Raw genomic sequence first — 14280 nt, forward strand, 5'->3', positions numbered from 1 at the left:
CCCTGCTTGCGTTGCCGCCTGGACCTTTGGCACAGCCGCACCCTGGCTGCTCACAACCTGCATGCGTTCTCGGACTCCTGCTGCGGTGCAACCGTCCCCGCTCCTAAAATCCTCAAGACATCTTTACGACTCGCGGGTGGGGGATGGGGACAGCTTGGGGACCTCCGAGCAACTGTTGACGATCGCGGCCGTCCTCCTGGGCGCGATGACCACGTACGTCACCAACTACTGGACCGAGCGGCAGCGCATCCGCCGTGAACAGCTCACCCGCTGGGACAGCAAGAAGCTCGACGCATACGAGAACTATGTCGACGCGGTCCGTGCCAGCGTCTTCCTTGCCGTCGAGCTGTACGAACACCGCGAGGGCATCCGCCGCAGCGATGACCCCGAGTCCCAGATGCTCGCCGACGTGGCCGCCGCTTCCCGTTCCCGGGGCCGCGCCTTCGAACGCATCATGCTTCTGGGCGGTGACGACGTCGTTGAGGCCGCCCACGACCTCAACGCCGCTGCCCTCGCCGTCGACTGGCAGGCCACCGGCAAGACCCCGGACACCCTGGAAGCCTGGCGCGACCGCAACCGCGCCACCTTCCGCGCCATCAACGCGTTCCACGAGGCCGCCCGCGTGGACCTCGGAGTCAGCGGCACCGTCACGGGCGACACCCACCCGGACCGAGACCTCTTGCTTCCGCCAGCCCGGCGTGACGATGACGCTGGCGTTTGAGAGTGATGCAGCGCTCTACTCGCTGCTGTCCCTTGGCCGTTCGCAACTCTTGGGTGGCATTCGATGCTAATGATTGACACGAGCGACTCGCTCCCGGCCTGCGGGTCGCTGTGCTGACGAGCGAGTAGGTATCGACCTGATGGCGAATTGCATCAGTATGCGCCAGATGATTACGAGAGGGGAGATATGCCGGAGTCTCGTGAAGTAAGTAAAATCGGCTGTCAACCCGCGTAAAGCACCAGGTCACTTCCTCTGCTCCCCGCCCGCGCGGGGCTGTTCCCAGCGAGAGCTCTGGCTCGAATCGCAGCCCGGTCTGCTCCCCGCCCGCGCGGGGCTGTTCCCGTGGAGCTGGACAGGTCGAGCTGGCTGGCCAGCTGCTCCCCGCCCGCGCGGGGCTGTTCCCTTGCTGACGTCCAGGGTGATGCTGCGCGGCGCCTGCTCCCCGCCCGCGCGGGGCTGTTCCCAGGTTCGCCCACCCGCCGTTGTACGACTCCGCCTGCTCCCCGCCCGCGCGGGGCTGTTCCCAAGGTCATCGCGAGGGAGTGGCCGCTGATCCCCTGCTCCCCGCCCGCGCGGGGCTGTTCCCAAGGCCGGAGACGTGTCCGGCTCAACCGGTGTCTGCTCCCCGCGTCCGCGAGGACGCCTTTCCGCCCGCAGGCGCGGTACATCGCTGTGGCCCACCGGTGGCCCGGATATCGATTCAGCGCAGGTCAGGGTCGGCATTTCAGCAGGTCAGAGGCGGAGAGGGTCCGTCCGGCTGACCCGTCTTGAAAACCGTCGTGGCAGCGATGTCACCGTGGGTTCAAATCCCACAGCCTCCGCGGTAGGTAGTGAACATGCAGGTGGGGTCGGGTCTCGATGCGATCGGGAGCCGGCCCCACCTTTTGTGCGTCCCGCTCGTGTGCCACCGAATCCCACCGATGACCAGTGCGTGTGGTCAATCTGTGGTCAGGTTTCGCGACCCCTTCTGCGGACTACGCTCCGCTATCCCGCCTGGTCAGCGAGTGCTTGGCTGATCAGCTCGCTGGCCCGGTCCTGCACGCCGCGAAGGATCTTCGCGGAGAAGCGAAAGAGCACGGCGACGCTGTGCCCGGCCCGCCGTGCGGCCTCCACCGGGTCGACGCCCGCCTTGATCCACAAGGAGATGCCGGCCTGCCGCAGGCAGTACGGCACCTCGGCGAGCGGCGTCTCCAACTCCTCGGCGGAGAGCACCTTTCCCCCCGCCGCCTGCCGCATCTCGGTGTACTCGGTGGAGCGAACGCGTCCCCCGCCGACAGCGCGGAAGAGCCGGCCGTCCGGAGCGGTGCCGTACGTCCTGATGTGCTCGCGGAACATGCGGACGAGGACCGGCGGACGGCACCGATCTGGTCGCCTTGCGTGCACGGCGCTTGAGTCCGCGCTTCTCGTACGGCTGCCCGTCGTCGGTCCAGCCCGATCCGACTTCGGGCCATGACTCGGAGAGGACGAGTTCGCCCCAGGCATCCTCGTCCTCCTCGTCGGGGAGGAGGCACCCTGTTTCGCCGAGTGCTGCGGCTTCGGAGGGTCGTGTCGAGGCGTAGTAGAGGCAGCCGAAGAACGCTTCGAGATGCTCGCCGACGTGGCCGCCGCTTCCCGTTCCCGGGGCCGCGCCTCTGGGCGGTGACGACGTCGTTGAGGCCGCCCACGACCTCAACGCCGCTGCCCTCGCCGTCGACTGGCAGGCCACCGGCAAGACCCCGGACACCCTGGAAGCCTGGCGCGACCGCAACCGCGCCACCTTCCGCGCCATCAACGCGTTCCACGAGGCCGCCCGCATGGACCTCGGAGTCTCGGGCAATGTCACCGGCGAAGCCCACCCCGCCCGTGATCTCCTCCTCCCCCCCGGCCCGCCGCGACAACAACGCCGGCACCTGAGGGCGATGCGGGGCTCTCCTTCCTTGCGTCCTCTCGGCCGTCCATGGTCCCTGGGTGGCCAATGGATGCTAAGGATGTCGTGGGGCTCGCTCCCCGCCTGCACGTTGCTGTGTCGAAGAGCGGGCAAGTCTTGCCCTGGTAGCGAAGTGCCTGAGTGTTGGCAGATTATTGCAATAAGGAATATATGTCCGAATCTCGGCAGGTGAGTAAAATTGGCCGTCGAACCGAATAAAGCCCCAGGTCATTTACCTGCTCCCCGCCCGCGCGGGGCTGTTCCCTGACGGGCACCCGTGCCCGCATGCTCCACCATCTGCTCCCCGCCCGCGCGGGGCTGTTCCCAAATCGGCGAAAAGGTCGGTTTCCAGCTCGAACTGCTCCCCGCCCGCGTGGGGCTGTTCCCGACACCGAATATGAGGTGTTACCCGGCTCCTGCTGCTCCCCGCCCGCGCGGGGCTGTTCCCCGCAGCCGAGATCGAGCGCCTGCAACTGCTTCCTGCTCCCCGCCCGCGCGGGGCTGTTCCCACCCGCGTAACGGCGCACGACGGCACTCTCGTCTGCTCCCTGCCCGCGCGGGGCTGTTCCCGGGCTGACGTCGCTCCTCACCGACGGCTGGGACTGCTCCCCGCCCGCGCGGGGCTGTTCCCCGCCGGAGGTTTGCCACCCGACGAGTTCGACTCTGCTCCCCGCCCGCGCGGGGCTGTTCCCCACGACATCAACGGCTACGGCACCTACGTCCTCTGCTCCCCGCCCGCGCGGGGCTGTTCCCTCGAAGCCGCCGCCGCACGAGACGACCAGGACCTGCTCCCCGCCCGCGCGGGGCTGTTCCCGGCACGTCGGGATGATTTCCAGCTCCTGTACGCTGCTCCCCGCCCGCGCGGGGCTGTTCCCCACACCGGCATCGTGACGTTCGCCGGGGACAACTGCTCCCCGCCCGCGCGGGGCTGTTCCCCTCGCGGCGGCGGGCGGCGACACGGCCTCTGGCTGCTCCCCGCCCGCGCGGGGCTGTTCCCGCGTCTGGAGCGTGGACCAGCGCGACGAAGACCTGCTCCCCGCCCGCGCGGGGCTGTTCCCTCCGACAGTGCGATGCTGAGCTGTCCGGCGGCCTGCTCCCCGCCCGCGCGGGGCTGTTCCCTCCTTGGGTACCTCCGCGTCCGAGCCCAGCACCTGCTCCCCGCCCGCGCGGGGCTGTTCCCCGCTCGCTGGTGCGGTGGCGATCACCCGCAAGCTGCTCCCCGCCCGCGCGGGGCTGTTCCCTCCGACAGTGCGATGCTGAGCTGTCCGGCGGCCTGCTCCCCGCCCGCGCGGGGCTGTTCCCGGGAAGAAGAAGCGCGAGGTCGGCGTGGGCAACTGCTCCCCGCCCGCGCGGGGCTGTTCCCCCATCTGGACGGCGAGGATCTGGGCCTGCTCGCTGCTCCCCGCCCGCGCGGGGCTGTTCCCAGGGCGCCGACCTGGATGCCGCGCCAGGTCGCCTGCTCCCCGCCCGCGCGGGGCTGTTCCCAGCCGGGACCGGCGCGGGAGGCAGAGGCTCGTCTGCTCCCCGCCCGCGCGGGGCTGTTCCCTTCGCATGGGTCGCCGCGACCTGAACGTTCGTCTGCTCCCCGCCCGCGCGGGGCTGTTCCCTCTTCAGATCTGAAGTAATTACCCCTCAACTGCTGCTCCCCGCCCGCGCGGGGCTGTTCCCCGCTTGTCGAGCCGGTACTCCGACCAGCCGATCTGCTCCCCGCCCGCGCGGGGCTGTTCCCCGGCGGGGCCTCGGATGTGGTGGATTGCCCCGCTGCTCCCCGCCCGCGCGGGGCTGTTCCCGCGAACAGGGAGCCGTATGCCTGGCGGATCTCCTGCTCCCCGCCCGCGCGGGGCTGTTCCCAATGCGGCTTCTCCGGCGCCGCCCGCTGTCGACTGCTCCCCGCCCGCGTGGGGCTGTTCCCGCTTACGTTGGACGTGTGCTCCCCGCGCGCGGGGCTGAACCCCAGGTGCAGGCGATCACGGCGAACCTCTTGTAGTGCTCCCCACACACGTGGGGTTATTCAGCCGGGTCGGTCTGCATCGAGAACTTCCGCTGTGTGGCGCAAACTTGGCTTGTCGGACTTGATGGCGGCAACTGGGCGGCGCCTCAGCCTGTCGACGCTCGACGCTCTACTCGGCGTCGGTCTTATGAGGGTTGCTCCGTAGGTCTGCATCTCGCGCACCGGCAGCGTGCGACAGGAGGTCGGGTCAAGACTCGCGTCCCTGTTGGTTAGACCCTCGGCGTTGGCCCCTACCTGGGTCCGTGCCGGGATCCGTGCCCTGGGAGGCGTGCAGGCGGCACGGGCGTGGCTTCGCGTCGCGGTGCTCGTGTTCGTGCTCGTGTTCGTGTTCGTGATCCAGGTCATCCTGGTAATGCCGCGAGCATACCGATCATCCTGGTCGCCGGTGCGGTTCTAAGGACACCTTGTGTGTGCGGTGAGTAGCTTCGACTCACCGCACACACGGCAAGTAACGGGTTCGATCAAACATCTACCTTCGGACAGCCGTGGGTGAAGAATCGTTGGCACCGGTGATCACTATTGGTCAACGTGTGCAATGGTGTTGTCGCACGGGGATCGACGGTGTCGAATATGCCGATGGCTCAGCCTCGAATAGCACTCCTGAGGTCTGCCTTCTCCCTCTCTGTCGCGGCGCGGAGCGCGTGGGGGAAGCATGATCGGGACACCGATGGGTGGCTGCCGTTGTGGCGGCACATGGCGGACAGCGGGGCTGTGGCCTGCCGGTTGTGGGATGCGTGGCTGCCGGGGAATGTGAAGGCGCTGGTGGGGGAGGCGCTGCCCGGAGGGGTGGAGGACGGGCGGCGGTTGGTGGGGTGGCTGGCCGGGGTGCATGACATCGGGAAGGCCACGCCGGCCTTCGCGTGCCAGGTTGATCCGCTCGCGCAGGTCATGCGGGACCACGGTCTCGACATGCCGTCGTTCGAACGGCTCAGGGAGGACCGCAAGTTGGGCCCCCACGGGCTGGCCGGTCAGCTCTTGTTGAGTGAGTGGCTCAATGAGAGGCACGGGTGGTCCAACCGGGTCAGCGGACAGTTCGCCGTGGTGATCGGCGGCCACCATGGTGTGCCGCCAGGGCACCAGCGCCTTCACGATCTCGCGCTGCATCCTGAGCTGATACGTACGCGGGGGAAGAACGAATCGCGCTGGAAGGCCGTGCAGTTCGAGCTGATGGCCGCCTGCGCGGAGGTGGCGGGCATCCGTGAGGACGACTTCAGCGCGTGGAAGTCGGTGAAGCTCTCCCAGCCGGTCCAGGTCACGCTGACCGCGATCGTGATTCTCGCGGACTGGCTCGCCAGTTCGGCAGACCTGTTTCCGTACATCACGGCGGAGGGGACGCGGCAGTCGCAGTCGGAACGGTTGGAGGCGGCCTGGCTGGGCCTCGACCTTCCCGGCCCCTGGGAGCCGGACGAACCGGCGGGTACAGCAGCCGACTTGTTCGCCGCGCGCTTCGACCTACCGCAGGGCGCGTCCGTCCGCCCCGTGCAGGAACAGACGGTCGGCATCGCGCGGGAAATGGACCCGCACGGCCTGTTGATCATCGAAGCACCCATGGGTGAGGGCAAGACGGAGGCGGCTCTCGCGGCGGCAGAAATTTTGGCCGCGCGCACCGGGGCGGGCGGTCGCATGATCGCATTGCCCACGCGGGCGACCGGCGACGCGATGTTCGCCCGGCTGATCGACTGGATCGGCCGACTGCCGTCCGACGGGCCGCAGTCCGTCTTTCTCGCCCATGCCAAGTCCGCGCTCAACGACACCTGGGCGGGCCTCGCCAGCCGCAGTGCCCGCACGGTCGCGGCGGTCGATCTCGACGGCGGGGACGAGTTCGACGGCCCCAACGCCCGGCAACGACGTCGTCCTTCCGGACTCCAGGCCCACCAGTGGCTACGTGGACGGAAGAAGGGGCTGCTCGCGTCCTTCGCGGTGGGGACGATCGACCAGGTGTTGTTCGGCTCGTTGAAGAGTCGCCACTTGGCCCTGCGCCACCTCGCATTGGCGGGCAAGGTCGTCGTGATCGACGAAGTCCACGCCTATGACGCCTACATGAGCACGTACCTGGAACGTGTGCTGGAATGGCTGGCCGCATACCGGGTTCCGGTCGTGCTGCTGTCGGCGACCCTGCCCGCCGGCCGCCGCCGGGCGCTCGCCGAAGCGTACGCAGGTCACCCTGTGTCCGAGGCCGACCGGTCCGGCGACACGTCCGCCGCAGCGTCCGCCGGGACGTATCCACTGCTGACCGCCGTCTCGCCCGGCGGCCCCACCGTGGTCCGGCAGCCTCCCGCCGCGTCCGGCCGCCGCACCGACGTCCATGTTCAGCCGCTCGACGACGACGTGACCATCCTGGTCGACCGCTTGGAGGACGAACTCAGCCAAGGCGGTTGCGCACTGGTGGTACGTAACACCGTCGACCGCGCGCAGGAAGCGGCGGCGCGGCTGCGGGAGCGCTTCGGTGAGGAGCGGGTCACGGTCGCCCACTCGCGCTTCGTCGCTGCCGACCGGGCCCGCAAAGATGTTGAGCTGCTCGACCGCTTCGGCCCCAGGAGCAGACGCCCCGAAGGCGCGCACATCGTCGTGGCGACCCAGGTTGTCGAGCAGTCCCTCGACCTCGACTTCGATCTCTTGGTCACCGACCTTGCCCCGGTCGACCTGATATTGCAGCGGATGGGTCGGCTCCACCGGCACGACCGACCGCGCCCCCCTCGCCTCCGGGACGCGCGCTGCCTGATCACCGGCATAGCCGACTGGGCACAGGATCCGCCGGAGATCGCCCGCGGCTCGGTCAAGGTCTACGACGGAGAACACCTGCTGCTGCGCTCGATTGCCGTCCTCCGGCCGCACGTGGAAGGGCGCCGCTTACGTCTGCCCGAGGACATCAGCCCACTCGTACAGGCGGCGTATGGCGATGATCCGCTCGGCCCGGACAGTTGGGCCGCAAAGATGGCGCAGGCCAGAGTCGCCTACCGCGCGCTCCTGGCCGAGAAGTCCGACCGGGCCGAGGCATTCCGGCTCGGTCCCGTACGCCGCGCGGGTCGACCGATCATCGGCTGGATCGACGCCGGAGTCGGCGACGCCGACGACACCGCGGCAGGACGCGCCCAGGTGCGCGACACCGACGACACGCTCGAAGTCCTCGTGATCCAGAGGCGAAGCGACGGAACGCTGACCACATTGCCGTGGCTGGACAAGGCAAGGGGCGGACTCGACCTGCCCGAGCACGCCGTACCGCAGGGGAGAGCGGCCCGCGCCGCCGCCGCGAGTGCGCTGAACCTCCCCTGGCACTTCTCCAAATCCTGGGTGATCGACCGGACGATCCGCGAGTTGGAGAAATTCTGTCCTGCGGCCTGGCAGGTGAAGGAAAGCCCTTGGTTGGCAGGGGAGTTGTTCCTGGTCCTCGACGAGGACCGCCGAGCCCGGCTGGTCGGTGCCGAGGTCCGCTACAGCCCGTCCGACGGGCTTCTCGTGGTGCCGGAAGGTGCCCACGACGTAAGGGTGGTAGACGGAGTGCCCTCATTCGACCTGGTGTCCCGGCCCTGGATTCCCGTGCAGCGACTGGACGGGACGACGGACGAGATGTCCCTGCGCGACGTCTTCGCAGAGGCTGCCGGGCTGCGGCGGATCGTCGGCGACGTACCGACGCAGGAGTTCGCCCTGATTCGACTACTGCTCGCCGTCCTGCACGACGCCGTGGACGGCCCGCGAGAGATCGAGGACTGGGGTGAACTGTGGGAGTCCGACGAGCCCTTCACCGCGGTACCGGAGTATCTCGACCGGTATCGCGACCGATTCGATCTGCTCCATCCTCAGCAGCCGTTCCTCCAAGTCGCCGGTCTGCACACGGAGAAGAACGACATCGGTCCACTGAGCAGAATCGTCGCCGACGTTCCCAACGGCGATCCCTTCTTCAGCATGCGTCAACCCGGTCCCGATCGGCTCGGATTCGCCGAGGCGGCGCGCTGGCTCGTGCACACTCACGCTTTCGACACATCTGGGATCAAGTCGGGAGCCGTTGACGATCCGAGGGTGAAAGGCGGCAAGGGCTACCCGTCAGGTGCTCTGGGCGTCGGTTGGGCCGGGAACCTCGGCGGCGTCTTCGCCGAAGGCGACACCCTCAAGGAAACCCTGCTGCTCAATCTGATCTCTGCGGACAACGACTTCCTCCAGGTCCACACGGACGACAGGCCCGTATGGCGCCGACCTCCCCTCGGCCCGCAGCCGATCGCGGCGGACCCCGACGACCCCCGCCCGTCCGGCCCTCGTGACCTCTACACCTGGCAGAGCCGACGCATCCGTCTGCACCACGGCGACGGCGAGGTGACGGGTGTCGTCCTCTGCTACGGCGACCCCTTCGCCGTGCGCAACCGGCATCGGCGCGAACCCATGACCGCCTGGCGCGACAGTCCGACTCAGGCGAAGAAGTGGGGCGAGCCTCAAGTCTTCATGCCCAGCCAGCACGACCCGAGCCGCGCGGCGTGGCGCGGTCTCGCCGCTCTTCTCGGTGACAAGGGCCGGGGGAGGGAAGGCGCCGAGCAGCGGCAGAGAGCAGAGCGCACTCTGCCGCCCGGAGTCGTCCAGTGGCTTGCCCGGCTCACGTACGAGGAGTATCTGCCGCGACTCGGCCTGCTGCGCACCCGGATCGTCGGGGCCAAGTACGGCACACAGCAGTCGGTCATCGACGAGATCACGGACGACGAGATCCTGCTCCCGGTCGTCGCGCTTCACGCGGAGCGACCCCTCTACGGGAAAGTCGCGGTCGCTGCCGTCGCCGACGCCGATGACGCGGTGAGGGCGCTGGGTCACCTCGCGGGCAACCTCGCCCAGGCAGCTGGTTCCGACCTGGGACCGGCCACGGCCACAGCCCGTGACCTCGGCTTCGCCGCGTTGGACAGCCCGTACCGGGCGTGGCTCAGCGGCCTGCGGAACATCTCCGACCCTGAGGAGTACCGCGGTCAGTGGCAGCGGACGGTCGGTACGACGATCCGCGCCCTGGGGCGAGAACTCCTCAACGACGCGGGGCCGGCGGCGGCCGAGGGACGGTACGTGGACCTGCCGGACGGCAATGGCCGACGCTGGCTGAATGACGCACAGGCCGAACTGTGGTTCCTGGTGAAGCTGAGGAAAGTCCTGCCGTTGGCGCCGAGTCCGTCTGTCGCGCCCACCGGCGCCGCGATCGGCTCGGGCGGTGCGGAGTCCGGTGAGGAAACAGTGCTCGTCGCTCACTACGCGGCCGGCACACAAGACGCAGCAGACGCAGCAACGGAGCCCGCGTGATGACCACAACCGTCCCCAACCCGTCCGGCGCCCGCGGATACGACCTCATTGGCACAGCGACCGACCGCTGCATCCGCAGGCTCCAAGGCGGCTACCGAAACGACCGGCCGGCCGCGGTCGCGACCGTGGCCAGGCTGCGGCGCGGCGTCGGCCGTCCCGCCTACGACGTACAGGACCTCTGGGGACTGACCGGCACGGAGGAACTCGCCCTCGTCATCGCCGAATCCGCGACCGGCACCGTACAACGGCCGGACGAGGAGCGAGCGGACGAGGCGCTGAACATGGCGGTCACCTTGTGGGCCCTGCACCAGCAGTCCCACCGCGACACCGACACACACGTCCCCGGTTACGGGCTCGGCCGGTCCGTGCGCCTGCTGATGGTGCCCGCGGCCGTCAGGACAGTGGGCGGTCCGGCCCCGGCATCACCGGTCCCTGTGCCTTCCGAACCGGAGATCGACGAGGTGATCCGCCGACGGTTCGTGCGGGTCGGCACCGCCACCACCCTCGATGTCCTCGCCCAGCGCCTGCGGGAGATCGTCCTGCTGCTTCGGAAGAACTCCATTCCGCTCGACTACGCGCTCCTGGCCGATCAGCTCTACCGCTGGCAGCGGCCCTCGGCCCAAGCCGACGTCCGCAGGACATGGGGCCGGGACTTCCACGCGGCGGGTGTGGTGCCCGGCCGCCGAACGCCAAAGGACTGAAAGCGCGCACGCCGGGCAACGCCGAACGGCCTGCTGGCTTCTGACGTTCCCTCAGACACTTATCCGCACTTCCATGCGACAGGACTCAGGACCGTGACCCGAACCATCATCGACGTGCACATTCTTCAGACCGTTCCGCCGAGCAACATCAACCGCGACGACACCGGATCGCCCAAGACCGCGGTCTACGGAGGTGTCCGTCGGGCCCGGGTCTCCAGCCAGGCCTGGAAGCGGGCCACGCGAAAGGCGTTCGACGACCTCGTTGACCCTGCAGAATTGGGCGTGCGAACCAAGAAGGTCGCTGAAGCGGTCGCGGAGCGGATCCTCGCGCACGAGCCGGCCCTCGACCGTACGGCCGCGCTCGCGCTGGCCGCCGAGACGCTGCGTACCGCCACCGGTTCGAAGATCGATCCGCCCAAGCGCAAGGCCAAGGAGGGCGAGCCCGAACCAGCGCCGGAAGCGTCGTACTTGATGTTCCTCAGCGCCCGCCAGCTCGACGCGCTCGCGGAACTCGCCCTCAAGGGCAGCGAAGGCAAGGGCGATGTCGCCGTCCTCAAGGGCTTCTTCAAGAACAAGGACAACAAGGCTCTCGCCAAGCACCTGGTGGACACCCGCCACTCGGTCGACATCGCACTCTTCGGCCGAATGGTCGCCGACGATGCCGGACTCAACGTCGAGGCGGCCACCCAGGTCGCCCACGCCCTGAGCGTGCATGCCGTCGACAACGAATCGGACTACTACACGGCCGTGGACGACCGGAACACCGGCGCGGAACCCGGCGCGGGCATGATCGGCGTCATCGACTTCAACTCCGCGACGCTCTACCGTTATGCGGCTCTGGATGTCGACCGCCTGCATGCCAACCTCGGCGCGGGACTGCGCGAGGAAGAGCACGCGGCGGCTCCTACCCGTCGCGCCGTCGAGGCGTTTCTGGAGGGCTTCATCACGTCTCTGCCCAGCGGCAAGGTCAACACCTTCGGCAATCACACGCTGCCGAGCGTCGTCCTCGTCAAACTCCGTTCGAAGCGGCCCGTCAGCTTTGTGGCGGCCTTCGAGCGAGCCGTCGCCCCGAAGCGCCGCGAGGACGGCTTCGTCGAGGAGGCGTGCCGCCGACTGGCCGCTCACGTACCGGAGTTGGAAGCGGCGTACGGCATCGCGGGCGACGAAGGAACCTGGCTTGTGCGGGTGGGCGAGGGAACCGGGCCGCTCGCCGCCCTTGGCGAGAGCATCAGCATTCCCGAACTGGTCTCGTCGATCGGCGAGTCGGTGGCTGAGCGGTTGATCCATGGCACGGCGGATTCCGCAGGGCGGGAGTCCGGCGCGTGAGCGTGCTCCTGCTGCGCCTGGCCGGTCCATTGCAGGCATGGGGCTCAGCCGCGCGATTCGCCCGCCGCACCACCGAGAACGCCCCCACCAAGAGCGGCGTACTCGGCTTGCTGGCCGCTGCCGAGGGCAGGGAACGCGATGCCGACCTCAGCGATCTGACGGAGCTGCGCTACGGCGTCCGCATCGATCAACCCGGCACGCGTATCAGGGACTTCCAGACCGCCCACCACTTCGACACGGACAAGGCGATGCCGTTGTCGGAGCGCTTCTACCTGGCCGACGCCGTATTCGTGGCGGCGGTCGAGGGGAACCCGCGCTGATCGGGCGCTTGAACGCGGCCGTACGGGCACCGGTGTGGCTGCCGTATCTGGGACGCCGCTCGTGCCCACCGTCCCAGCCGCTCGACCTGGGTGTGTGCGACGACGCGGACATTGTGACGGCGCTGGGAGAGGTGCCCTGGCAGGCATCGGGCTGGTACCGGCATCGTCACGGCACGCCGCGCGAGCTTGCGCTGCTGCTCGACTGCCCGCCCGGCACGTCCCCCGACCAGAGCTTCCGTGACGCGCCGGTCAGCTTCGACCCGCGGCACCGGCGTTACGGGCTGCGCGGTGTGGTGGCGGACTGTGTTCCGAACCCGTCTGTCGAGCGCGCCTCTGTTCACGATCCGACGTCGGCCCTGGGAGCCGTGTGATGTTTATGACCCGGTTTCGCCTCAACACCGCCCGCCGTGACGGCCGCGCATTGCTCGGTTCGCCGCACCGGATGCACGCCGCCGTCGCGATGGCGTTCCCCGAACTGCCCGTGCGAGACGGCTCAGGGCCGCGTGTGCTCTGGCGCGTCGACCGCAACTCGGCCGCCGAAGTGGTGCTGTTCGTCGTCAGCCCCACCCGTCCTGACCTGACACATCTGGTGGAACAGGCCGGCTGGCCCGCCGCCTCGGACACACCGGGCTGGCAGACGTACGACTACGGGGCCTTCCTCGCCCGGCTGTCCGTCGGGAGTACGTGGACCTTCCGGCTCACCGCCAACCCCGTGCACTCCATCCGTCGCACGGACGACGAGCAACGCAAGCGCACCGCGCACCTCACCGCCCGCCATCAGAAGGCGTGGCTGCTGGAGCGGCAGGCCCCAGCGGGCTTCGCCGTCGTCGAAAAGCCGCCCGAGACAAGGCTGTTGGAGTACGGCGACGAACTCCAGCTCGTCCTCCGGGACAAGCGGGACCTGCGGTTCGCAAAAGCAGCCGAGCGCCGCACCGTCTCCCTCACCTCGATCACGTACGACGGCCGGCTCACGGTGACCGACCCGGACGCGCTGCGCCGCACCCTCACCCAGGGTCTGGGCAAGGCGAAGGCGTACGGGTGCGGGTTGATGACCCTTGCTCCGGTGGGCTGACCGATGAGCACGGTCGGCAGGCGCGGCGCCGCCACGCCGCGCGAACTCACCCGTATCGGGGACCGGTTGTCCTTCATCTACCTGGAACGGTGCGTCGTCCACCGTGACGACAACGCCATCACGGCCGAGAGCGCCGACGGCGTGACACACATACCGTCCGCCACGATCGGCACGCTGCTGCTCGGTCCCGGCACGCGTATCACCCACCAGGCGATGAGCGTCCTCGGCGACTGCGGGGCGGGCGTCGTCTGGGTCGGGGAGCACGGCGTCCGCTTTTACGCGGGCGGGCGCGCTCTGACCCGCTCCTCCGGACTGGTCGAGGCCCAGGCTCTCGCGTGGGCGAATCCGCGGCGACGGCTGGACGTCGCCCGCGCGATGTACCGTCTGCGGTTCCCCGACGAAGACCCGGCGGGCAAGACGCGCCAGGAACTCCTCGGCATGGAGGGGCGCCGCCTGCGCCAGTGCTACCGCGCCGAATCCGAACGCACCGGCGTTCCGTGGCGCCGCCGTGAGTACAACCGGGACGACTTCGCGGCTGGTGACCCGCCCAACCAGGGTGTCACCGCTGCGGCTCAGTGCATGTACGGCATCGCGCACGCCGTCGTCGCCGCCCTCGGCTGCTCGCCGGGCCTCGGGTTCGTGCACTCGGGTCACGAACGCTCCTTCGTCCTCGATATCGCCGACCTCTACAAGACCTCGGTGGGCATTCCCGCGGCCTTCGACGCGGCGGCGGAAGGACCGGAAGACGTGGCGTCCCGAACGCGGCGGGCCGTCCGGGACCGGGTCAACAGAACGCGGCTGCTGGAGCGTTGCGTACAGGACATCAAAGACCTGCTGGGCTACGACGCCGTGCGGGAGGATTCGGACACCGCGGCAGGCGACCGCGTAAGTCTCCAGTCCGACCACGGCGTCGAAGTCGAGAGCGGCCGCAACTACGAATCCGAGATCGTTTGGTGAG

7 protein-coding genes, 1 pseudogene and 2 CRISPR repeat arrays are annotated in these 14280 nt (G+C 69.0%); of the genes and pseudogenes, 7 read left to right on the forward strand and 1 reads right to left on the reverse strand.

What is annotated here, in order from left to right; all coding sequences use genetic code 11:
* Nucleotides 1–154 precede the first annotated feature (154 nt).
* Nucleotides 155–721, forward strand: a complete 567-nt coding sequence (locus ACFY9V_RS02900) for a hypothetical protein (RefSeq protein ID WP_391158957.1) — start codon at nucleotides 155–157, stop codon at nucleotides 719–721.
* 252 nt (nucleotides 722–973) lie between these two features.
* Nucleotides 974–1368: a CRISPR direct-repeat array (repeat unit 29 nt; unit sequence CTGCTCCCCGCCCGCGCGGGGCTGTTCCC).
* A 337-nt stretch (nucleotides 1369–1705) separates the two neighbouring features.
* Here the strand turns inward: ACFY9V_RS02900 and ACFY9V_RS02905 are convergent.
* Nucleotides 1706–2056 carry a hypothetical protein gene (locus ACFY9V_RS02905; RefSeq protein ID WP_391158960.1) on the reverse strand — a complete coding sequence of 117 codons (351 nt, stop codon included), beginning with the start codon at nucleotides 2054–2056 and terminating at the stop codon, nucleotides 1706–1708.
* An 807-nt stretch (nucleotides 2057–2863) separates the two neighbouring features.
* Nucleotides 2864–4539: direct repeats of the CRISPR family, unit length 29 nt; unit sequence CTGCTCCCCGCCCGCGCGGGGCTGTTCCC.
* Nucleotides 4540–5214: 675 nt separating this feature from the next.
* Here ACFY9V_RS02905 and casA point away from each other — a divergent pair.
* The 6 genes and pseudogenes from casA (at nucleotide 5215) to cas1e (ending at nucleotide 14279) form a co-directional block, all read left to right on the forward strand.
* Nucleotides 5215–9903 (forward strand): type I-E CRISPR-associated protein Cse1/CasA, encoded by a 4689-nt coding sequence (gene casA / locus ACFY9V_RS02910; RefSeq protein WP_391159568.1) that lies wholly within the window; start codon nucleotides 5215–5217, stop codon nucleotides 9901–9903.
* On the forward strand, nucleotides 9903–10604 hold the full coding sequence (gene casB, locus ACFY9V_RS02915; protein ID WP_355336566.1) for a type I-E CRISPR-associated protein Cse2/CasB: 702 nt from the start codon (nucleotides 9903–9905) through the stop codon (nucleotides 10602–10604). The genes casA and casB overlap by 1 nt, the downstream gene beginning before the upstream one ends.
* A gap of 93 nt (nucleotides 10605–10697) precedes the next feature.
* Nucleotides 10698–11930: a type I-E CRISPR-associated protein Cas7/Cse4/CasC gene (gene cas7e, locus ACFY9V_RS02920; protein WP_391042170.1), complete on the forward strand. Its 1233-nt coding sequence runs from the start codon at nucleotides 10698–10700 to the stop codon at nucleotides 11928–11930.
* A pseudogene (gene cas5e / locus ACFY9V_RS02925) lies at nucleotides 11927–12621 on the forward strand (type I-E CRISPR-associated protein Cas5/CasD). Before cas7e ends, cas5e begins: the two are co-directional and overlap by 4 nt.
* Nucleotides 12621–13322, forward strand: a complete 702-nt coding sequence (cas6e, locus tag ACFY9V_RS02930) for a type I-E CRISPR-associated protein Cas6/Cse3/CasE (protein ID WP_391158963.1) — start codon at nucleotides 12621–12623, stop codon at nucleotides 13320–13322. Before cas5e ends, cas6e begins: the two are co-directional and overlap by 1 nt.
* A gap of 3 nt (nucleotides 13323–13325) precedes the next feature.
* Nucleotides 13326–14279 carry a type I-E CRISPR-associated endonuclease Cas1e gene (gene cas1e, locus ACFY9V_RS02935; protein ID WP_391158965.1) on the forward strand — a complete coding sequence of 318 codons (954 nt, stop codon included), beginning with the start codon at nucleotides 13326–13328 and terminating at the stop codon, nucleotides 14277–14279.
* Nucleotide 14280 lies beyond the last annotated feature (1 nt).

It is taken from the genome of Streptomyces sp. NPDC008317 (assembly GCF_042955955.1).
Classification (GTDB): domain Bacteria; phylum Actinomycetota; class Actinomycetes; order Streptomycetales; family Streptomycetaceae; genus Actinacidiphila.

Excerpts from the sequence above, each read along its gene's own strand:
- cas1e (WP_391158965.1), top strand. The coding sequence starts at position 13,326 with ATGAGCACGGTCGGCAGGCGCGGCGCCGCCACGCCGCGCGAACTCACC.
- cas6e (WP_391158963.1), top strand. The coding sequence starts at position 12,621 with ATGTTTATGACCCGGTTTCGCCTCAACACCGCCCGCCGTGACGGCCGC.
- casA (WP_391159568.1), top strand. The coding sequence starts at position 5,215 with ATGGCTCAGCCTCGAATAGCACTCCTGAGGTCTGCCTTCTCCCTCTCT.
- casB (WP_355336566.1), top strand. The coding sequence starts at position 9,903 with ATGACCACAACCGTCCCCAACCCGTCCGGCGCCCGCGGATACGACCTC.
- ACFY9V_RS02905 (WP_391158960.1), bottom strand. The coding sequence starts at position 2,056 with ATGTTCCGCGAGCACATCAGGACGTACGGCACCGCTCCGGACGGCCGG.